Here is a 20,894-nt window from a genome sequence, read left to right on the forward strand (position 1 = left end):
TCGGGTCAGGGGTGGACGCGGCGCACCCAGGCCCGCGGGTCGGCGATCTCCTGCGGCGTGGGGAGGGTCTCGGGCGAGGTCCACACGGCGTTGAAGCCGTCCATGCCCACCTCCGCCACCACGCCGCGCACGAACGCCGCACCGTCGCGGTACTGGCGCATCTTGTCCTCCAGCCCGAGCAGCCGGCGGATCATCCGGTCGAAGGGGTCGACACCCGCGCGGCGCGCGGTGAAGCGCGCCCGGATCGTCGCGACGCTGGGCACCACCTCCGGGCCCACCTCGTCCATCACGACGTCGGCGTGCCCCTCGAGCAGCGACATCACGGCCGCGACGCCGCGCAGGCGCTCGCGCTGCTCGGGCGAGGCGAACAGGTCGATGAGCGAGCCACCCTCGCCGCGCAGCACCTCGGGCAGCCGGCGCGCGGCGTCCTCGAGCGTGGTGATCAGCTGGGCGGGGTCGGGCGCGAGGTCGCCGGCCAGCGACGTCGCCTGCGCCAGCAGGTGCTCGCGCAGCCACGGGACGGCGGTGAACTGCACGCGGTGGGTCTCCTCGTGCAGGCACACCCACAGCCGGAAGTCGTGCGGGTCGACCCCCATCTCACGCTCGACGTGCACGAGGTTCGGCGCCACGAGCAGCAGCCGGGGCGTCCCGCCGGGCGCGAGGTCGTACTGCCCGAGCACCTTGCTCGACAGGAACGCCAGCAGGCCGCCGGCCTCGGCGCCCGTCACCTTGCCGCCGAGCGCGGCGACGACGTTCGTGCTGTTGAGGTGCCGGCGGCTCGCGAGCTTGTCGACCACCGGCAGGAGCATGGCGCGCAGCGTCTGCAGGTTGGCCTCGACCCAGCGCGGCCGGTCGACGACCAGGACGACGGGTTCGGCGTCCGCGGTCTGCAGGCCGGTGATCCGGGCGACGTGCGGGCGGGCCGCGACGGCGGCGTCGCGCACCTCGCGCACCACGTCGGTGGCCTCGCTGGCACTCACCTGCGGGCCGGGACGGGCCAGCCGCCGGGCCGTGGCCGCGGCCAGGTCCCAGTCGACGAGTCGGTCGAGCAGCTCCTCGCTCATCGCCACATCCTCACCCGGTAGCAGGGGCCCCGCGACTCGTAGCCGGGCTCAGCGGCAGCCGCACGCGGTCAAGGCGACCGCCGCCTTGTCGAACGCGTCGCGGGCCGCCAACGTGCCCGTGGGCGGGACGTCGTCGGCCATGAACACGAGCACGAGGGCCCGCCCGTCGGCGTCGACGGTGAGACCCGCCAGCGCGCTGACGCCGGTGAGCGTGCCGGTCTTGGCGCGCACCAGACCCGCGGCGCGGTGCGTGCTGACGCCGGTGAACCGGTGCGCGAGCGTGCCCGAGAAGCCGGAGACGGGCAGGCCGACCAGGATCGGCCGCAGCCGAGGGTCCTTGTCACCGGCCGCCAGCACCAGCAGGTCGGCGATCACCCGTGCGGGCACCAGGCTGCCGTGGCCGAGCCCGCTGCCGTCGACGATGCGAGCGGTGCCGACGTCGATGCCCAGACCCCGGACGGCGTCCAGCACGGCGAGCGCCGAGTCCTCGAAGGTCGCCGGCCGCTGCATCGCGCGGGCGGTCAGCCGGGCCAGCACCTCAGCCAGCAGGTTGTCGCTGTCGGTGAGCGCGAGCTCGGTGATGCTGGCGACGGGCGCTGACCGCACCTCGCCGAGCACCCGGGCGTCGACCGTGGCGCGCGAGCGCGCGAGCGTCCCGGTGACGGTGACTCCCTGCCGGCGCAGCGCCTGCACGAAGGCCGCGGCTGTCGCCTTCGACGGGTCCCCGGCGCCGGGGTGACCGGTGTGCGGCCGGTCGCGAGCGAGCCCGAGCGCCGTGACGTGGCCGACGTAGCCGTGAGTGAGGTCTGAGGGGTCCCAGGTGGGGCTCACCGCGCGGCCCTCGAAGAGGCTGTCGTCGTACCGCACCGCGACCTCGTGGCGGCCCTCGCCGCTCAGCGCCGAGGCCACCTGGGCAGCCAGCGTCGCCAGGCCGGCGTGTCCGACGGTCTGCTCCGGCTGAGACTCCCCCCTGCCGAGCAGCACGTCACCGCCGCCGACGAGCACCACCTCGTCGGGGGTGACGCCCTGCACCACCCGGGTCGCGAGCGTGGTGTCACCGCCCACCGTCGTCAGCGCGGCGGCAGCGGTGAGCAGCTTGGTGGTGGACGCCGGAACGTGGCCGCGGTCGACGTCGCGGCCCAGCAGCAGCTCGCCAGACCGGGCGTCGACGACGGCGGCCGAGACGTTCGGGCCGAGCGCCGGGTTGTCGAGCAACGGGCCGAGCACGCGCCCGAGTCCCGCGCTGGACGGCGCGGGGGCCTGGTCGGACAGCGCCGGCAGCACGGGCTGCGCCGTCTGCGGGGCCGGGTCGCTGGGGGTCGGGCGCGCGGTGGCGGGAGCGGCAGGCGGCGCGGTGGTGAGGACCCCCGGGACGACGTCGAGGGCGTCGGCGGTGGCGTACCCCGCGAGCCCCAGCACGACGAGAGCGCCTGCGACCCACTGGCCGGTGCGCGGTGCACGGCTGCGCATCGACCCCCCTTGGGCGTGCCTGGCCCGGGTGCGGGACACTGGCGAAGGTCACGCGCGATGCGCACCCCTTGAGCGGTGCGGCAACCGCGCGCGACCGCGATCACTGACACGGCGACCATAGCCGTCGCACCGACCACCAGCGGAAGAGGGACCAGGCTGTGGAGTTCGACGTCACGATCGAGATCCCCAAGGGACAGCGCAACAAGTACGAGGTCGACCACGAGACCGGTCGCATCCGCCTCGACCGCATGCTGTTCACCTCGACGCGCTACCCGGCCGACTACGGCTACGTCGAGGGCACGCTCGGTGAGGACGGCGACCCGCTCGACGCGCTGGTGCTGCTCGAGGAGCCGACCTTCCCCGGCTGTCTCATCCGGGCGCGCACGATCGGCCTGTTCCACATGCGCGACGAGGCCGGCGGCGACGACAAGCTGCTCTGCGTGCCGGCCGGCGACCCGCGGCTGAGCCACATCCAGGACCTCGACGACGTGTCGGAGTTCGACCGCCTCGAGATCCAGCACTTCTTCGAAACCTACAAGGACCTCGAGCCCGGCAAGTCGGTCGAGGGAGCTCACTGGGCCGGCCGGGCCGAGGCCGAGGCCGAGGTCACGGCGTCGTACGAGCGCGCCAAGTCCGCGCCGCCGCACGCCAAGGTGCAGACGACGCCCGGCGCCGAGGCACCGCACGCCTGAGGCACCCCGCCTGGGCGGGATCAGGTCAGGGACGGCCGGCGAAGGGCATCATGCCCGAGCGCCAGATGCTGGCGACGCGGACCTGCGCGCCCGTGTACGGCGCCTCGACCATCTGCCCGCCGCCGATGTAGATGCCGACGTGGTGGATCGTCGAGGGGTCGGATCCGTAGCCGTAGAAGATGAGGTCACCCGGCCGCAGCGAGCTGTACGAGACGTGCCGGGTGACGTCGTACTGCATCCGCGAGGAGTGCGGCAGGCTCACGCCACCTCGCTGCCAGGCGCGCAGCGTGAGGCCGGAGCAGTCGTACGTCGACGGCCCGTCGGCGCCCCACTCGTAGTCCTTGCCCAGCTGGCTGCGAGCCCAGTTCGCCGCCGCCTGGCCCGCGGACGACGAACCCTGCGCCGTCCCTCCGGAGCCACCCGTCGACGTCCCGCCGCCGGAGCCACCACCCGAGCCACCGGACGAGCCACCTGAGCCACCGGACGAGCCACCCGAGCCACCCGACGCCGAACCGCTCCCGCCCGACGACCCACCGGACGACGATCCGCCGCCACCCGACGACCCCTGGTTCGCCTTCTCGCGCTCGCGGCGTCGGCGCTCGGCCTCAGCCCGCTGCTCGGCGGCCCGGCGATCGGCCGCCGCCTGCTCCGCGGCCGCCTTCGCGGCGGCCTTCGCGGCGGCCTCGGCGGCGCGCTTGGCCGCCGCCGCTCGTGCCTGCTCGGCGCGCCGCCGGCGCTCGGCGGCGATGCCGTCCTGCCGCTCGGTCTCCAGGCGCACCGACGTCTGGCGCAGCGACGCGAGCTGGGTGATCATCCGTGAGCGCTCGGCGGCGATCGTGCCGGCCTCGGCCTGCGCCGCGGACGCCTTGGCCTCGGCGTTCTGCCGCGCCTGCTCCAGCCGGGCGGCCGCCGCCTGCTGCTGGGCGAGGGCTGCCGCCGCCTGCCGCTGCATCACACCCGCGACGACGCGGCTAGCCCGCGCGCGCTCGAAGGTCTGCTCGATCACCGTGTTGGCGATCCGGTAGCTCGCGGCCGAGTTGAGCAGCTCGGCGGGGGTGCTGGCACCCATGAGCACCTCGAGGCCGCCGAGGCCCTGACCGTCGTAGTAGGAGTCGACGGCGAGCTGCCCGACGTCGTCCTGCGCCTGCTCGGCCGCGGCCACCGCCGCCCGGGCGGACGCCGCAGCGGCGTTCGCGGCCTGGGTGCGCTGCTGCAGCTCGACCTGCGCCGCGTCGTACGCCTCGGCCGCGATCTGCACCTGCGTCTGCAACGCCTCCAGGCGCGACGACGCCACGGCCAGCGAGGCCTCGAGCCCCGACACCGTGGCCGCGGCGTCGGTGACGGCTCGCTTCGCGCCGGCGACCTGGTCGGCGCTCGGGTAGACGGGGTCGGCGGTTGCCGTCGGAGCCGAGATGGCGACGACACCGGCCGCCGCGACCACAGCGCTCACCGCGAGTGCGACCGGACGGCGCACGCGGAAGCGGAGTCGAGCGCGCATGAGGACCCTTCGTCGAGCTACGAGCCGTACTTGAGTGCGCACAGTGCAACGCACGCTCGACCGAGGGTAGGCGATTCTCGCCTCAGATGGAACACCAGTCACACAGGTCCCGAGACAGTGTTGCGGCGCCGGGCCCTGGTCGGCCACTCGACACGCCGAACTACACCGATGTGTTTTTGCTGGTGCGTTTCGCTGAGGTGTCAGTCGACGCCGGGCGGCGACCACACGTACGGGCGCGTCCAGTCGACCTGCACGAGGCCGAGTCGTTCGAGGATCGGCCGGCTGTCGGGTGAGGCGTCGACCTGCAGGTAGGGCACGCCGGCCTCGGCGGCGTGCTGGGCGCGCAGCCGCACGAGCGAGCGGTAGATCCCCCGCCCCCGCCAGTCGGCCACGGTGGCACCGCCCCACAGCCCGGCGAAGTGGCTGAGCGGCGCGGCGCCGGGCTCGGCACCGGGGCGCATCTCGAGGCGGGCCGCGCTGAGCACGCGGCGCGCGTCGTCGTCCGTCTCGACGACGTAGAGGCGCACCCCGCGCGGGTCGGCGCGCTTGTCGTGCACCAGGCGCTCGGCGTAGCCGGGGATCGGCTCGCCCCACACCTCGGTGTGCAGGTCGGCGATGCGGCGCGCGTCGTCGTCCAGGGTCTCGTCGCCCACCTCGCGCAGGAGTGCTCCCGCAGGGACCTGCGTGCCCTCGGTGGCTCGCAGCACGTCGTCGGTCGAGCCGATCACGAGCGCCTCGACGTCGTCAGGCTCGAAGCCGGCCGCCTCGAGCCGGGCGCCGAGGTCGGCGGGACGGTCGTGGCCGTACACCTTCCACTCGAAGCGGCGGCCGCGGCCGCCGTCGAGGGCGGCGAAGAACTCCACCTGCTCGCGGATCGCCGCGTCGGCCGTCGTCTCGTCGAGGCCGACGGCGGTGACGAACCCCTGGTCGGCGGCGTAGAGCGTGCGCAGCACCCCGCCGACGCGTTCGGTGGTCTCGCCGTCGCGCGCGTGGGTGCCGGAGCGCTCCTGCTCGTCGTAGCGGGCGAGCAGCGCGGCGGGGTCGAGCGTCACGAGCCGAGGTCCTTCAACGCGTTCTGGATCCCCCGGTGGATGGTCGGGTACGCGTACGGCATGTCGATCATCTGCTGCACCGGCACCTGCGCCGACACGGCGAGGGCCAGGAAGCCGAGCACCTCGCCACCGGTCGGGCCGGCCGAGGTGGCGCCCACGAGCACGCCGCGATCGGCGTCCTCGACCACCGAGATGAAGCCCGCCCCTCCAGGCCCGTGGATCCAGCCGCGCGTGGTCGTGGCGACGTCCACCGAGCCGACGCGCACGTTCGAGAACCGCTCGCGCGCTTGGGCTTCGGTGAGTCCGACCGCCCCGATCTCGGGGTCGGTGAACGTGACCCGCGGGATCGCGTCGTAGCTGGCCGCAGGGCCGCCCTGACCCAGCACGTCGCGCACCACGACGTCGGCCTCGTACATCGACATGTGCGTGAAGGCGCCGTGGCCGACGATGTCGCCGAGGGCCCAGACGCCGTCGGTGACGCGCCCCCACTCGTCGACCGGCACCGCGCGGGCGTCGGGGTCGACACCGACCGTGTGCAACCCGGCGGCGCGCACGTCGACCCGGCGACCGCTGGCCACGAGCAGCCGGTCGGCCGTGAGCTCGCTGCCGTCGTCGAGTCGCAGCCGTACTGCGCCGCCGGTGCCGTGGGCCTCGACGTGCGTGGCGCCCACGCCGGTGCGGACGTCGATGCCGTCGTCGCGCAGCGCCTGCTCGACCAGCTCACTCGCGCGTGGCTCCTCGACGGCGAGCAGCCGCGGCGCCTTCTCGACCACCGTCACGCGCACCCCGAAACGCGCCGCCACCTGGGCGAGCTCGCAGCCGATCGCGCCCCCTCCGAGCACCACGAGCGAGTCCGGCAGCTCGCGCGCCTCGACGAAGCCGTGGTTGGTCCAGTAGTCGACGTCACCGATGCCCTCGATCGGCGGGACGGCCGGCGTGGTGCCGGTGGCCACGACCACTGCCTTGCGGGCGACGTACTCGGTGCCTTCGACGCTCACGACCAGGCCGCCGTCGTCCTGGCGCCGCTCGATGCTGCCGTGGCCGCGCACGAAACGAGCGCCCTTGCCCTGCAAGCGCTCGACGGCCACGGTGTCGTCCCAGTCGTCGGTGGCCTCGTCGCGGATGCGGTCGGCGACGAGCTGCCAGCGCGGCTTGATGTCGCCGACGTCGCCCGCGACCTCGCGCGCACGGGCGGCCTCGGCCAGCGCGTTCGCCGCGCGGATCATCATCTTCGACGGGATGCAGCCCCAGTACGGGCACTCGCCGCCGACGAGCCCGCGGTCGACGGCGATGACGTCGAGCCCGGCCTCAGCGAGCCGGCCCGCGACGTCCTCACCGCCCGGGCCGAGGCCGATGACGATGACGTCGGCACTGCGCTGGTCGCTCATGCGGCGATCTTGCCACCGCGGCCCTTCTCGCAGACACCTGAATACCCGCGGTTCGGGTCAGCTCGGCAGGGGCTCGAAGCGGGCGGTGAAGTGCCGCAAGGCCGGCGGTTCGTCGACGATGCGGTACCCCGGCAGGTCGTCCGCCGTGCGCACCACGCGCTCGCACACCTCGATGACGTAGTCGATGTGGCTCTGGGTGTAGGTGCGTCGCGGGATCGCCAGCCGCACGAGGTCGAGGGACGCCGCACGCTCCGAGCCGTCCGGCTGGCGGCCGAACATCACGGTGCCGATCTCGCAGCTGCGCACGCCGCCCACTTCGTACAGGGCGACGGCGAGCGACTGCCCGGGGTACTGCAGCGGGTCCAGGTGGGGCAGCAGGGCCCGCGCGTCGAGGTACACCGCGTGCCCACCCGTCGGCTGCAGCACCGGCATGCCCACCTTGCGCAGCGCCTCGCCGAGGTAGGCGGTGGAGGCGATCCGGTAGCGCAGGTAGTCGTGGTCGACCACCTCCGTGAGCCCCTGCGCGAGCGCCTCGAGGTCGCGGCCCGCCAGCCCGCCGTACGTCGGGAAGCCCTCGGTGAGGATCAGGACGTTGCGGCACCGGGCGGCCAGGTCGTCATCGTCCATGGCGAGCCAGCCGCCGATGTTGCCCATCGGGTCCTTCTTCGCGCTCATCGTCATGCCGTCGGCGAGCGCGGCGATGTCGCGCACGATGTCGACGACGGCGCGGCCCTCTTGGCCCGGCTCGCGCTCGCGGATGAACCACGCGTTCTCGGCGAAGCGGCACGCGTCGAGGAACAGCCTCTTGCCGTAGCGGTCGCAGACCTCGCGCACCGCCCGCAGGTTGGCCAGTGACACCGGCTGGCCGCCACCGCTGTTGTTGGTGATGGTCACGAACACCACGGGGACGTCGTCGGCGCGCTCGGCGAGCAACGCCTCGAGCGCGTCGACGTCCAGGTTGCCCTTGAAGGGGTGCAGCGACTGCGGGTCGCGGCCCTCGGGGATCACCAGGTCCACCGCCGTCGCGCCGGTGGCCTCGACGTTCGCGCGCGTGGTGTCGAAGTGCGTGTTGTTCGGGACGACGAGTCCGGGCCCGCCGAGGACGCCGAACAGGATCTTCTCCGCCGCGCGCCCCTGGTGGGTCGGGATCACGTGCTCGAAGGGGAAGAGCTCACGGACGGCGTCGCGGAACCGGTAGTACGACGGCGATCCGGCGTACGACTCGTCGCCGTGCTGGATGGCGGCCCACTGGTCGCGGCTCATCGCGCCCGTGCCGGAGTCGGTGAGCAGGTCGATGAGGACGTCCTCGGCGCGCACCTGGAACAGGTTGTAGCCGGCGTCGCGGACGGCGCTCCGGCGCTGCTCCGGCGTGGTCAGCCGCAGGGGCTCGACGGAGTGGATGCGGAACGGCTCGATGATGGTGCTGAACGCCTCGGTGGTCATGACCACGATGGTGCTGGCCGCGACGTCCCGGTGACATGGCGCGCGCAACGTGTTGGAGCGGGGCGAGCTGTCGAACGTGAGCCGTTGCCGCGCAGCGGGTTACGACTGCGACGAAGGCTCACGGCGAGCGGGCGTGACGCTGTCGAGGCAGCGCTGGATGGTCGCCACCACCGCACCCACCAGTGCGAGGTCGTCGGGGTCGTTGGGCACGTGCGAGAACTCCTGCATGAGGTCGTCGACGGCCTCGCGGGCCGCGCGTACCGCATCGGCGTCGGGATCGAGCGAGCGGTGGTAGTGCCGCACCAGGTCGGAGAGGCGGTCGAGGGCCTCACCGGCGCGCTCGGCGAGCGGCGGTGCGAGCGGCGTCTGCGGCAGGTCGTCGCGGTAGGTGCGGGCGAGCATCTCGACGAGGTCCTCGACGAGTGCGTCGACCCGTTCGAGGCCGCGGGCGACCTTCACCTGGCGCTCGGCGGGGTACCCGCGCCACTTGGCCCGCGGGTTGCCGCGCTGGGCCTCCGCCGCCTCGTCGACCCGCAGCCGCATGCGCGACATCGACGGCGCCAGCGCGCCCAGGCGCCGCTCCCACTCCTCGCGCTCGGGGGGCTCGCCGCTGCGCAGCACGTCGGCGATCTCGTCGATGCGGTCGGCGAGCAGCCGCTCGACGCGGCGCACGGCGTCGTGGCCGGGACTGAGCCGCGTCGACGGCAGAGCCAGGCTCACGATGATGCCGATCGCGGCGCCCATGCCGGTGAAGCTGAGGTAGGCCAGGGCGTACTCGCCGGGGTGGTGGCCACCGATGGCCACGACGAGCAGCGCGACGATGGGCACGTAGCTGCTCTGGTCGCCCAGGGCCTGCCAGCCGGCCACCGCGATGCCGGTGGCGACGACCACGACCAGCGCGACCACGGTGTCGGACAGCCAGGCGTGCACGACCAGGCCGAGCGTCGCGCCGACGCCGACCGAGAGCACCGCGTGCCAGCTCTGGCGCACCGTCGAGGCGATGCTCGGGTACGTCGTGACCACGGCGCCGAGCGGCGCGTAGTAGCGGAACTTCTCGATGTCGGAGCCGGCGAAGCTGGCCGCCGCCAGCCAGGCCAGCACCGCGGCCAGCGTGGCCTTGGCGGCTAGCTGGGTGCGGGCGTGCAGGATGAAGCGGCGCACCAGTCGGCTCGCTCCCCCGGTGTCTCGCAGACGGCGCACCACCGCACGCTGCTCGGCGAGGCGACTCATCGTGATCAGTGTGGCGGCAGTCCTGCGGCTTCGCCTGTCGTGACCTCGCTGCCTGTGTAGCGTGACGGCGGACGGCGCCGACGTCCTTCGCCGCCGAGGAGGGTGTGTGGACCGGGTCGACTGGCGGATCCTCGCCGAGCTGCAGGCCGACGCGCGCCTGTCCTTCAACGCCCTGTCGCGCAACGTCAACCTGGCCGCGCCGTCGGTGGCTGAGCGGGTGCGCCGGCTCGAGGACTCCGGTGTCATCGCAGGCTACTCGGCGCGCGTCGACCCGGCGGCCGCTGGGCGTCCGGTGCGGGCCGTCGTCCGGATGCACTGCTACGGGCCCACCTGCCTGCTGCGTGACCCCGCGGTGGCCGAGTGGCCGGAGGTGCGCGACCTGTACCGGGTGACGGGCGAGGACTGCTCGGTGCTGGTGGTCGCGTGCACCGACCTGGCGGCGTTCGAGGCGCTGCTCGACCGGCTCGCGGCGTACGGGCAGCCCACGAGCAGCCTCGTGCTGGACGAGGTGGTCGCCGACCGCCCTGTCCAGCCGCCCACCTGACGCAGGTACCCGCCGTTCTCCGGTGGATCAGCGCCGAAACGGCCCGATCCGACCGGAGAACCGCGGGTATCTGCGGAAAGAGTCAGTGCAGGGCGACGGTGAGCAGGACGACGGCGTCGGCCAGCGCGCGGACGCCGTGCCGCTGTGGCGGGATGCGCACCAGCTCGCCGGCGCGCAGGTCGTGCTGCTCTCCCCCGACGACGAGCTGCACGTGGCCGGTGACGACCTGCAGCGTCGCGGCGGGCGGCGAGGCGTGCTCGTTCATCTCCGCGCCGTCGAGCAGCGCGATGAGGGTCGAGCGCATCACCGTGCTGGCCATGATCGTGCGCGCCGCCCGCCGGGCCGGCTGGTTGCGGGCATCGCGCAGCAGGCCCTCACCGACGTCGACGAGGCCGACGACTCCCTCTAGGGCCTCCTGCGCCGTCTCGTCGCCGAGCTCGTGCTCGCTGGTCATCGCACACGCTCCCATCCCCGCTTGGGCGCGGTCTGCCCGAGGCGGTCCTGTCGGCTGCGGTAGACGATGTAGGGCCGGGTGAAGTACCCGAGCGGCGCGCTGAACACGTGCACCAGCCGGGTGAACGGCCAGAGCGCGAACAGCGCGAACGCGACCAACCCGTGCAGCTGGAACGTGATCGGCGCCTCGGTCATCAGCTCGGGGTGCAACGAGAAGCGGAAGATCCCGCGGAACCAGATCGACACGCCCTCGCGGTAGTCGTAGTGCCCGAAGATGTTCGCCACCACGGTGTTCGCCAGCCCGAGCAGGATCACCGCGGCGAGGAAGACGTACATCGTCTTGTCCATCTTCGTGGTGGCCGAGAACACCGGGCCCACCGTGCGCCGTCGGTAGATCAGGATCGCCATGCCCACGACGGTGCAGAAGCCCGCGATCGTGCCGATGCTCACCGCCATGAAGTGGTACAGGCCCTCGGAGATGCCGACCGCCTCGGTCCACGACTTCGGGATGCCGAGGCCCATCACGTGGCCGCCGAGCACGAACAGGATGCCGAAGTGGAACAGCGGGCTGCCCAGGCGCAGCAGGCGCTTCTCGTACAGCTGCGAGGAACGCGTGGTCCACCCGAACTTGTCGTAGCGGTAGCGCCAGAGGTGCCCGAGGACGAAGATCGCCAGGCACACGTAGGGAAACACGACCCACAGCAGGGTGTCGACGGTGCTCACGATCGCCCTCCGAACGTCGGCATGGGGAGAGACACGGGGCCGGCGTCGGCGCCGCCACCGGCTGGCGAGCCCACCAGCTCGGGCATCGAGAACGGCGCGAGGCCGACCTCCTCGTCCGGTGGCCCTTCGGCGGCGAGCTTCAGGACGGCGTCCCGCTCGCCGCCGCGCAACGGCGGCAGCGTCGCGCACACCGACTCCACCACCGGCGCCCACGGGGAACCGCCGTCGCGCAACGAGATCCGCAGCAGCTCCAGGCCGGCTCGGTGGTCGAGCAGCAGCTGCCAGGCGGTGGCCTGGTCACCCGTGGCCCCGAACTCCAGGACGACGGCGAGGTGGTCGGGCAGCTCGTCGTCCGACAGCTCCAGACCGTGCGCCTGGTAGGCCTGCTTGAACGACAGCAGGGCCACGCCGCGCTTGCGGGTGTCGCCGGTGGAGAAGTACGTGAGGAACAGGCACGCGCGGCGACGGTGGTCGAAGGTCGCCACGTAGTCAGCAGCCAGCTCGGTGAGAGGCGTGCTCTCGAGGTGGTCCATGAAGCGCAGCAGCGGGCCCGCCACCTTCGCGGGCAGCCGGGACGCCGCGTCACGCAGCAGCGGCAGCCGTGACACCAGCTGCTCGTCGGGGTAGCCGATGAGCAGCGACGCGCTCTGCCAGGCGAGGGTGAGGTCGGTCGCTGACAGCCCCGGCGCGGGATGCGTTCGGGTCGCGGTCATGCGTGGTCCGCCCCGCCGGTGAGGCCGGCCGTGCCGCCGGGGCCGGTGGCGCCGTCCGAGCCGGCACGCGCGCCCTCGTCGGGGTCGTCCGGCCCGGAGGAGCGCGGCGGGAAGAGCCCCGTCGGGGCCCCCTTGCCGTCCCAGTTGAGCAGGTTGACGCGGCCGCGCTTGTCCGACGGAGCCGTGACCGAGTCGCTCTCCTGCCGGTTGCGCAGCATCTGGAAGTTCTCGACCGCGATCGGCGTCGGCGCGCCGGAGCCCTCGCCGAACGGGCCCGAACCGCCCATGCCGGGGCCGCCGTCGTAGTCGAGCGCGCACTCGGTGGCGAGCTCCTCGAGCGAGTGCGCCTGCTCGGCGTGGGCGGTCGGGATGACGTAGCGCTCGTCGTACTTGGCGATGGCCAGCAGGCGGTACATGTCGCGCACCTCCTGCCCCGTCATGCCGACGGCCGTGGCGATCGACTCGTCCGGCTCGCGGCCCATGTTGATGTCACGCATGTACGAGCGCATCGCAGCGAGCTTGCGCAGCACCGAGTCGACCGGCTTCACGTCACCTGCGGTGAAGAGCTCGGCGAGGTACTCGATCGGGATGCGCAGGGCGTCGATGGCGGCGAACAGGTTGCCCTTGTCCTCCGCGTCGTAGCCGGTGTCCTTGACGACGTCCACCACCGGTGACAGCGGCGGGATGTACCAGACCATGGGCATGGTGCGGTACTCCGGGTGCAGCGGCAGCGCGACCTTGTAGGTGTTGATCAGCGCCCAGATCGGCGAGCGCTGCGCGGCGTCGAGCCAGTCCCGCGGGATGCCGGCGAGCTCGGCCTCGCGGATCACCTCGGGGTCGAACGGGTCGAGGAAGACGCTGCGCTGGGCCTCGTAGAGGTCCTTGTCATCCGTGGTCGACGCCGCGTCCAGCACCTTGTCGGCGTCGTAGAGCATCAGGCCGATGTAGCGCAGCCGACCGACGCACGTCTCGGAGCAGACCGTGGGGATGCCCACCTCGATGCGCGGGAAGCAGAACGTGCACTTCTCCGCCTTGCCGGTGCGGTGGTTGAAGTAGACCTTCTTGTAGGGGCAGCCCGAGACGCACATGCGCCAGCCGCGGCAGCGGTCCTGGTCGACCAGGACGATGCCGTCCTCGCTGCGCTTGTAGATCGCGCCGCTCGGGCAGGACGCCGCGCACGACGGGTTGAGGCAGTGCTCGCAGATGCGCGGCAGGTAGAACATGAACGTCTGCTCGAACTCGAACTTCACCTTGTCGGCGATGTTCTTCAGCAGCGGGTCCTTGCTGCCGTGGGAGATCGAGCCGCCGAGGTCGTCGTCCCAGTTGGCCGACCACGAGATCTTCATGTCGTCGCCGGTGAGCAGCGACTTGGGTCGCGCGACCGGCGTGTGCTCCTGCGCCGGCGCGTTGGTGAGCGTGGCGTAGTCGTACGTCCAGGGCTCGTAGTAGTCGTCGATCGACGGCAGCTTGGGGTTGGAGAAGATGGTGAGCAGCTTCTTGAACCGGTTGCCGCCCTTGAGAGTCAGCCGCCCGCGCTTGTTGAGCGTCCAGCCGCCCTTCCACTCCTCCTGGTTCTCGTACCCGCGCGGGTAGCCCTGGCCGGGCCGCGTCTCGACGTTGTTGAACCACACGTACTCGGTGCCGCTGCGGTTGGTCCACGCCTGCTTGCAGGTGACGGAGCAGGTGTGGCACCCGATGCACTTGTCGAGGTTCATCACCATGGCCATCTGAGCCATCACGCGCATCAGTACTGCACCTCCTGGGAACGACGGCGGATGACCGTGACCTCGTCGCGCTGGTTGCCCGTCGGCCCGAGGTAGTTGAACGCGAACGCCAGCTGCGCGTACCCGCCGATGAGGTGGCTGGGTTTGATGAGCAGCCGGGTCAGCGAGTTGTGGATGCCGCCCCGCTTGCCGGACGTCTCCGAGATCGGCACGTCGATGAGGCGGTCCTGCGCGTGGTGCATGTACACCGTGCCCTCGGGCATGCGGTGCGACACGATCGCGCGGGCCACCACGACGCCGTTGCGGTTGACCGCCTCGATCCAGTCGTTGTCGCTCACGCCCACCTTCGCGGCGTCCTGCGCGCTCATCCAGATGGTCTGGCCGCCACGCGACAGCGAGAGCATGAACAGGTTGTCCTGGTACTCCGAGTGGATCGACCACTTGTTGTGCGGCGTGAGGTAGCGCACCGTCACGCCGAGCTCGCCGGTCTCGCCGATCTCCGGCTCACCGAACAGCGCGGCCATGTTGAGCGGCGGGCGGTACACGGGCAGCTGCTCGCCGAGCTCGGCCATCCAGTCGTGGTCGAGGTAGAAGTGCATGCGGCCAGTGAGCGTGTGCCACGGCTTGAGCCGCTCGACGTTGATCGTGAACGGCGAGTAGCGACGTCCGCCAGACTCCGACCCCGACCACTCGGGCGAGGTGATGACCGGCGTCGGCCGGCTCTGCGTGTCAGCGAAGGTGATCTGCTTGCCCTCGTGCTCGGCCGCGAGGTCGGCGAGCTGCACACCGGTGCGCTTCTCGAGCGTCTCGAACCCTTGTGTCGCAAGGTGTCCGTTGGTCGTGCCCGACATCGCGAGGATCGCCTCGCAGACGTGGACGTCGCGCACCAGCGACGGACGCCCCTCCCCGACCCCACCGCGCATGACGCCGTTCTTGTGCTTGAGGTACTCGACCTCGCGCTTGAGATCGAACGTCACGCCCTTGGTGGTCGCCCCGAGGGTGTCCATCAATGGCCCGAGGGCGCTCATCTTGTCGGCCACCGCGCCGTAGTCGCGCTCGACGACGACGAGCTTGGGCATGGTCACGCCGGGCACCGGCTCGCACTCGCCGGCCTTCCAGTCAGCGACCACGCCGTGCGGGGTGGCGAGCGCGTCCGGGGTGTCGTGCATGAGCGGCACCGCCACGACGTCCTTGCGGACGCCGAGGTGCTCGCGCGCGAGGGCGCTGAACTTCAGCGCGATCGTCTGCCAGGCGTCCCAGTCGGTGCGCGTCTGCCACGGCGGGGCGATCGCGGGGTTGAAGGAGTGCACGAACGGGTGCATGTCGGTGGTGTTGAGGTCGTGCTTCTCGTACCACGTGGCGGCCGGCAGGACGACGTCCGAGAAGATCGTCGTGCTGGTCATACGGAAGTCGAGTGTCAGCAGCAGGTCGAGCTTGCCCTCGGGCGCCTCGTCGTGCCAGACGACCTCCTTGGGGCGCTGCTGCGGCGAGGTCTCGTGCGCCCGCACCGACGAGTCGGTGCCCAGCAGGTGCTTCAGGAAGTACTCGTTGCCCTTGGCCGACGAGCCCAGCAGGTTCGCCCGCCAGATCGAGAGCACGCGAGGGAAGTTCTCGGGGGCGTCGGGATCCTCCACGGCGAACCGCAGGCTGCCGTCCTTGAGCTTGCCGACGACGTGGTCGGCGACGGTCGTGCCCTCAGGCACCTCGTCGGCCAGGTCGAGCGGGTTGCGGTCGAACGTCGGGTACGACGGCATCCAGCCCAGCCGGGCGGACAGCGCGAGGACGTCGGCAGTGGTCTTGCCTGCGAGCTGGCCACCCGCCGACGCGGACGCCAGGGTGTCGGCGCCGAAGTGGTCGTAGCGGTACTGGTCGGTGTGCAGGTACCAGTACGCCGTCTGGATCATGTTGCGCGGCGGCCGCGTCCAGTCCAGCGCGTTGGCCACCTGGGTGTAGCCCGTGAGCGGACGCACCTTCTCCTGCCCCACGTAGTGCGCCCAGCCACCGCCGTTCACGCCCTGGCACCCCGTGATGGTCGTCAGGGTGAGGAAGGTGCGGTAGATCGTGTCGGAGTGGAACCAGTGGTTGGTGCCGGCACCCATGATGATCATCGAGCGTCCGCGCGACTCCTCGGCGTTGGCCGCGAACTCCCGCCCGATCCGCTCGGCCGCCTGGGCCGGGACGCCGGTGATGGCCTCCTGCCACGCCGGGGTGTAGGGCTCGTCGGCGTCGTCGTAGCCGGTGGGCCACTGGCCCGGCAGGCCCTCGCGCGCCACCCCGTACTGCGCGAGCAGCAGGTCGAACACCGTGGTCACCAGGTGCTCGCCGACCCGTCGCACGGGCACCCCGCGCACCAGCAGCGCAGCAGAACCGTCGGGAGCGTCGAAGCGCGGCAAGGTGATCTGCACGGACGACGGCGCGGCATCGTGAGCCACGACGCCGGCGTCCGCCGCCATGCTGAGCATCGGGTCGACGTCACCGAGCTCGAGGTTCCAGCGCCCCTCGCCCTCGGCGCCGAACCGGTGGCCGAGCGTGCCGTTGGGGACGACGGGCCGGCCGGTGGCGGCGTCCATCAGCACGGTCTTGAAGTGCGCGTTCTCGCTCTGCGCCTGGGCCCCCGGAAGGTCCGAGGCCGTGAGGAACTTGCCGGGTACGAGCTCGCCGTCGCGCTCCTCGAGCCGCACCAGGAACGGCAGATCGGTGTAGCGCTTGACGTAGTCGTTGAAGTACGGCGTCTCGCGGTCGACGAAGAACTCCTTGAGCACCACGTGACCCATCGCCATCGCGAGCGCGGCGTCGGTGCCCGGGGCGGCGGGCAGCCACTCGTCGGCGAACTTGACGTTGTCGGCGTAGTCGGGCGACACCGCGATGACCTTCTGCCCGCGGTAGCGCGCCTCGGTCATCCAGTGGGCGTCCGGCGTCCGGGTGACCGGCAGGTTCGAGCCCCACATGATGAGGTAGCCGGCGTCCCACCAGTCGCCGGACTCCGGGACGTCGGTCTGGTCGCCGAACACCTGCGGCGAGGCCACCGGGAGGTCGGCGTACCAGTCGTAGAAGCTCAGCATCGAGCCGCCGAGCAGGTTGACGAACCGGGCGCCGGACGCGTGCGACACCATCGACATCGCGGGGATCGGCGAGAAGCCGGCGACGCGGTCGGGGCCCCACTTCTTGATCGTGTGCACGTGCGCCGCGGCGACCATCTCGGTGGCCTCGTCCCAGGACGCGCGCACCAGGCCGCCCTTGCCGCGGGCGGCCTTGTAGCGCTTGGCCTTCTCGGGGTCGTCGACGACGTCGGCCCACGCCAGCACCGGGTCGCCGAGGCGCTGCTTGGCCTCGCGGTAGAGGTCGAGGAGCACGCCGCGCACGTACGGGTACCGCACCCGCGTCGGCGAGTAGGTGTACCAGGAGAACGCCGCGCCACGCGGGCAGCCGCGCGGCTCGTACTCGGGTCGGTCGGGACCCACCGACGGGTAGTCGGTCTGCTGCGACTCCCAGGTGATGATGCCGTCCTTGACGTACACCTTCCACGAGCAGGAGCCCGTGCAGTTCACGCCGTGCGTGGAGCGGACGACCTTGTCGTGGCTCCACCGGTCGCGGTAGAAGGTGTCGGCCTCGCGACCGCCTTGCTGGAACATCGCCCTGCGGTCGGCGCTGATCTCGGCCTTGGTGAAGAACCGTCGCGTGCCGACGAGGGCCTCGCTCAGCGGGTCGTCCAGGTGCGCGTGAGCCTGCTGGTCGCCTGGGCGCCCCGCAGCCTCGCCGGTCTCGGTGGTCACAGTGCGAGCCTCCCCATCGTGTCGGTTGCGTGCCGACAAGTACTCAACCTAGCGAACCCTTGTGCCTCAACGGCATACGCCTGGGTCACGAGTTGGTGACCGGGGTGGCGAGCGGACTGCCGGCCCGCTCCCGCACGACCTCGACGCGTTCCCACTGGTCGGCGTCCAGCGACGTCAGCGCCGCCGGGAACACGCCGTCCTGCTCCTTGAGGATGTGGTCGCGCAGCAGGTGCAGGGCGTCGCTGAGGCGAGCCGGCCACGTCGGGTCGGTGGGCGTGCCGCGCGAGGCCTCGTCGAGCACCGCCTCCACGACCCGGTGCTCCGCGCGCAGCGCCTCGACGTGCTCGGGGAACTCGTCGGCCAGCTCGGGGAACAGGCCGTCCTCCTCCACCAGGGTGTGTGGTGCGAGCACGACCGCCATCTGGCGCGTCACCGCGGCGGCCCCGTCGACGTCGTCCGCGGCGAGCAGCTCGCGCACGCGGGCGATCAGGGCGACGACGGCGTCGTGCTCACGGGTGAGCTCGTCGATGACGGCGATCTGCTGGCACCCGCAGTACTCGCACATCAGGCGACCGGCCGAGCGCTCGCCTCGCGGCGCACCACGGTGCCCGTGAGCACGAGCGTGCCGGCAGCGACGACGGCGAGCAGCAGCAGGCCGATCGCGTACGAGCCGGTGCGGCCGTAGACGAATCCCATGACGAGCGGCGGCACGAAGCCACCGAGACCACCGGCTGCACCGACCAGACCCGTGACCGAGCCGACCTGCGCGGGGTTCGCGAGCCGGGCCACGAGCGCGAAGGTCGCGCCGCTGCCCGCGCCGAGCGCGGCGGCCATGGCGAGGAACGCGATGGTGCCGACGGGCATGAGGTCGGGCGTGAACGACTGCACGATCGCACCGACCAGGACGACGGCGTACGCGGCGAGCAGCACTCGCACGGGCCCGATCCGGTCCGACAGCCAGCCGCCCACCGGCCGCATCAGCACGGCCAGCAGCACGAAGCCGGCCATCCGGTTGGCGGCGTCGGCCTGCTCGAGCCCGTAGGCGGTCTTGAGGTACGCCGGCAGGTAGACCGAGAAGGCGACGTACCCGCCGAAGGCCACGGCGTACAGGATGCAGGCCTGCCAGGTGACCGACAGCTTGACGGTGGCCGCGAGACGGGCACCGAGCGACGTCGTGGGCACCGTGCGCCCCGGCGCGTCGCGCAGCGCCAGCAGCGCGACCCCGGCGTAGGCGGCGAGGGCGAGCGCGGTGATGACGAACGGCGCCGACTCGCCGTGGCCCTTGACGAGCTTCACGGTGGTGAGCGCGCTGATCGCCGTCCCGCCCATGCCGGCGCCGAACACACCGATCGCGAAGCCGCGCCGCTGCGGCGGGAACCAGGCGTTGACGAACGGCACGCCGACCGCGAAGGCCGTGCCACCGATGCCGAGGAAGAAGCCACCCACCAGCAGCGCGGCGAACGACCCCTGGCCGACCAGGCCGATCGCCAGCACCGGCACGATCGTGGCCGCCGAGACGATCGGGAACATCACCCGGCCGCCGAAGCGGTCGGTGAGCGCGCCGACCGGGATGCGACCGACCGAGCCGACGATCACGGGTACCGCCACGAGCAGCGCCTGCTGCGACGACGACAGCGACAGCAGCTCCTTGAAGCGCGGCCCGAGGGGGCTGAGCAGCGCCCACGCCCAGAAGTTGATCGCGAAGCCGAGCGTCGCGAGGACGAGCATCAGCAGGGGCTGACCGCCGCGGGCGGTGGGTGCCTCGGTGGTCGTGGGGCGGGTGGCGGTCATCACGTCTTTGTACTCTCGTCGCGGGTCGAGGGAGCCGAGCGGCGTGCTCGGTTCCGGGCAGCAGACGTGCCGGCCACCCTCGGTGGCCGGCTCGCTGCACTACGTATCCTCGTCACGCTGTGCACGACGGCACAGGGACCAAAGGCCCGTCTGTCAGCCGGTCGCTCCGGACGCACCCACGGCCTGCGCGATGCGCCCGGCCCAGGCGTCGACGTCCTTCCAGTCACGGAAGTCACCCAGGGGCGCCCGGACGGCGCGCGCCACCAGCCGCTCGCCGAGCCCGAGGTCGTGAGGGTCGAGGCGTCCACTGAAGACGGCGTGGCCGCGCGCACCGGACTCGCTCAGCAGCGCGACGACGTCCGCGGGCTCCTCGACCTTCTCCGGCGGGTCACCGAGGGGGCCGCTGGAGAACAGCCAGACGTCGCGCCAGCGCAGCGCCGACGCGTGCCGCTCGACGAAGTCCTTGGCGTCCTTCATCCAACGACCGGCGTAGACGGCGCTGCCGACCACCACGACGTCGTAGCCCTCGAGGTCGACGACGGCCTCGGGCGGCCGCACATCGGCCTCGAGCCCGCGCCGACGCAAGCCGTCTGCCACCGCCGCGGCGATGTCGGCGGTCGACCCGTGCTTGCTCGCTGCCGTGACCAGTGCGCGCACGACGTCCTCCTCGGGGGCTCGGCGTCCTGTCGGTCCCACTGTCACCGGCGGGGGCGCGGGCGGTCAGAGCCGTTGGTCCCGCCGACGGCGAGTGAGTCGGCCGGGGGGCATGGCGCGGGCGAGGCCTTCGTGCCACGGTGGGCACATGAGCGCACCGCCTCCGTCCCCCGACCGCGAACCGCGTCCCGGCGCGGAGTCCGACGTCGCGATGGACGCCGAGCACTGCCGCTACCTGCTGGCGTCCGTGCGCGTCGCCCGGGTGGCCTTCGTCGACGGCGGGCGTCCGCGCATCGTGGTGATGAACCACCGCACCGACGGCGACGACGTCCTGTTGCGCACGGACGTCGACGCGCGGCTCGCGGCGCTCACCGAGGGCGGCGCGTCGGTGCCGGTGGAGCTCGAGGTCGACAGCGTGTCGTCGGCCGGGCGCTCAGGCTGGTCGGTGATCGCCTCGGGGTCCCTCGAGCGCGACGACGACGCCCCTGAGTCGCACCTGCCGCTGCCGTGGCGCAGCGGAGCCACCGACGTCGTCCTGCGGCTGCGCGTGGAGCAGATCCGCGGGCTGCAGGTGACCAAGGCCGACGACCTGCACGACGGCGCGGGCGACGTCTCCCCCCGCGACTGACCACCCCCACGACTGACCACCGCACCCCACCCACCCCACCCGCGCCACCCCCAT

18 protein-coding genes are annotated in these 20,894 nt (G+C 72.3%); 3 read left to right on the forward strand and 15 right to left on the reverse strand.

Annotated elements, in window-relative coordinates:
• Positions 1–5 precede the first annotated feature (5 nt).
• Both ASD06_RS09640 and dacB read right to left on the reverse strand, forming a co-directional pair.
• Positions 6–1,064: a zinc-dependent metalloprotease gene (locus ASD06_RS09640; RefSeq protein WP_056676225.1), complete on the reverse strand. Its 1,059-nt coding sequence runs from the start codon at positions 1,062–1,064 to the stop codon at positions 6–8.
• A gap of 48 nt (positions 1,065–1,112) precedes the next feature.
• Positions 1,113–2,534: a D-alanyl-D-alanine carboxypeptidase/D-alanyl-D-alanine-endopeptidase gene (gene dacB / locus ASD06_RS09645; RefSeq protein ID WP_056676226.1), complete on the reverse strand. Its 1,422-nt coding sequence runs from the start codon at positions 2,532–2,534 to the stop codon at positions 1,113–1,115.
• Positions 2,535–2,692: 158 nt separating this feature from the next.
• On the opposite strand from dacB, the gene ASD06_RS09650 reads away from it, so the two are divergent.
• The gene (locus ASD06_RS09650; protein WP_056676228.1) at positions 2,693–3,226 is read left to right on the forward strand and encodes an inorganic diphosphatase; all 534 of its coding nucleotides are present in this window, start codon (positions 2,693–2,695) and stop codon (positions 3,224–3,226) included.
• A gap of 25 nt (positions 3,227–3,251) precedes the next feature.
• On the opposite strand, the gene ASD06_RS09655 is transcribed toward ASD06_RS09650, so the two are convergent.
• The 5 genes from ASD06_RS09655 to ASD06_RS09675 form a co-directional block, all read right to left on the reverse strand.
• Positions 3,252–4,724 (reverse strand): C40 family peptidase, encoded by a 1,473-nt coding sequence (locus tag ASD06_RS09655; protein ID WP_056676230.1) that lies wholly within the window; start codon positions 4,722–4,724, stop codon positions 3,252–3,254.
• A 200-nt stretch (positions 4,725–4,924) separates the two neighbouring features.
• A complete protein-coding gene (locus ASD06_RS09660) occupies positions 4,925–5,776 on the reverse strand; it encodes a GNAT family N-acetyltransferase (protein ID WP_056676236.1) in 852 nt (283 codons plus the stop codon).
• Positions 5,773–7,164 carry an NAD(P)/FAD-dependent oxidoreductase gene (locus ASD06_RS09665; RefSeq protein WP_056676237.1) on the reverse strand — a complete coding sequence of 464 codons (1,392 nt, stop codon included), beginning with the start codon at positions 7,162–7,164 and terminating at the stop codon, positions 5,773–5,775. The genes ASD06_RS09660 and ASD06_RS09665 overlap by 4 nt, the downstream gene beginning before the upstream one ends.
• Before the next feature lie 57 nt (positions 7,165–7,221).
• Entirely contained in the window at positions 7,222–8,607 is a 1,386-nt protein-coding gene (locus tag ASD06_RS09670; RefSeq protein ID WP_056676524.1) for a tryptophanase, read from the reverse strand.
• 99 nt (positions 8,608–8,706) lie between these two features.
• Positions 8,707–9,837, reverse strand: coding sequence for an aromatic acid exporter family protein (locus tag ASD06_RS09675; RefSeq protein WP_056676238.1), 1,131 nt, complete (start codon positions 9,835–9,837; stop codon positions 8,707–8,709).
• A 106-nt stretch (positions 9,838–9,943) separates the two neighbouring features.
• Between ASD06_RS09675 and ASD06_RS19850 the strand changes: the two genes are divergently transcribed.
• The gene (locus ASD06_RS19850) at positions 9,944–10,381 is read left to right on the forward strand and encodes an Lrp/AsnC family transcriptional regulator (protein WP_056676245.1); all 438 of its coding nucleotides are present in this window, start codon (positions 9,944–9,946) and stop codon (positions 10,379–10,381) included.
• Positions 10,382–10,463: 82 nt separating this feature from the next.
• Here the strand turns inward: ASD06_RS19850 and ASD06_RS09685 are convergent, their stop codons facing one another.
• From ASD06_RS09685 to ASD06_RS09720, 8 genes are all read right to left on the reverse strand, one after another.
• A complete protein-coding gene (locus tag ASD06_RS09685) occupies positions 10,464–10,835 on the reverse strand; it encodes a cupin domain-containing protein (protein WP_200941996.1) in 372 nt (123 codons plus the stop codon).
• Positions 10,832–11,557, reverse strand: a complete 726-nt coding sequence (gene narI / locus ASD06_RS09690) for a respiratory nitrate reductase subunit gamma (protein ID WP_200941997.1) — start codon at positions 11,555–11,557, stop codon at positions 10,832–10,834. The genes ASD06_RS09685 and narI overlap by 4 nt, the downstream gene beginning before the upstream one ends.
• Positions 11,554–12,270: a nitrate reductase molybdenum cofactor assembly chaperone gene (gene narJ, locus ASD06_RS09695; RefSeq protein ID WP_056676248.1), complete on the reverse strand. Its 717-nt coding sequence runs from the start codon at positions 12,268–12,270 to the stop codon at positions 11,554–11,556. The genes narI and narJ overlap by 4 nt, the downstream gene beginning before the upstream one ends.
• Positions 12,267–14,015, reverse strand: a complete 1,749-nt coding sequence (narH, locus tag ASD06_RS09700; protein ID WP_056676251.1) for a nitrate reductase subunit beta — start codon at positions 14,013–14,015, stop codon at positions 12,267–12,269. The genes narJ and narH overlap by 4 nt, the downstream gene beginning before the upstream one ends.
• Positions 14,015–17,767, reverse strand: a complete 3,753-nt coding sequence (locus tag ASD06_RS09705) for a nitrate reductase subunit alpha (protein ID WP_200941998.1) — start codon at positions 17,765–17,767, stop codon at positions 14,015–14,017. The genes narH and ASD06_RS09705 overlap by 1 nt, the downstream gene beginning before the upstream one ends.
• 85 nt (positions 17,768–17,852) lie before the next feature.
• Positions 17,853–18,332: a hemerythrin domain-containing protein gene (locus ASD06_RS09710; RefSeq protein ID WP_056676253.1), complete on the reverse strand. Its 480-nt coding sequence runs from the start codon at positions 18,330–18,332 to the stop codon at positions 17,853–17,855.
• Positions 18,332–19,558, reverse strand: a complete 1,227-nt coding sequence (locus ASD06_RS09715; RefSeq protein WP_056676256.1) for a NarK/NasA family nitrate transporter — start codon at positions 19,556–19,558, stop codon at positions 18,332–18,334. The genes ASD06_RS09710 and ASD06_RS09715 overlap by 1 nt, the downstream gene beginning before the upstream one ends.
• A gap of 153 nt (positions 19,559–19,711) precedes the next feature.
• Positions 19,712–20,215 (reverse strand): flavodoxin domain-containing protein, encoded by a 504-nt coding sequence (locus ASD06_RS09720; protein ID WP_200941999.1) that lies wholly within the window; start codon positions 20,213–20,215, stop codon positions 19,712–19,714.
• A gap of 145 nt (positions 20,216–20,360) precedes the next feature.
• Here ASD06_RS09720 and ASD06_RS18510 point away from each other — a divergent pair, with 145 nt between their 5' ends.
• The gene (locus ASD06_RS18510; protein WP_162248060.1) at positions 20,361–20,840 is read left to right on the forward strand and encodes a pyridoxamine 5'-phosphate oxidase family protein; all 480 of its coding nucleotides are present in this window, start codon (positions 20,361–20,363) and stop codon (positions 20,838–20,840) included.
• Positions 20,841–20,894 lie beyond the last annotated feature (54 nt).

Source organism: Angustibacter sp. Root456 (assembly GCF_001426435.1).
Lineage (GTDB): Bacteria > Actinomycetota > Actinomycetes > Actinomycetales > Angustibacteraceae > Angustibacter.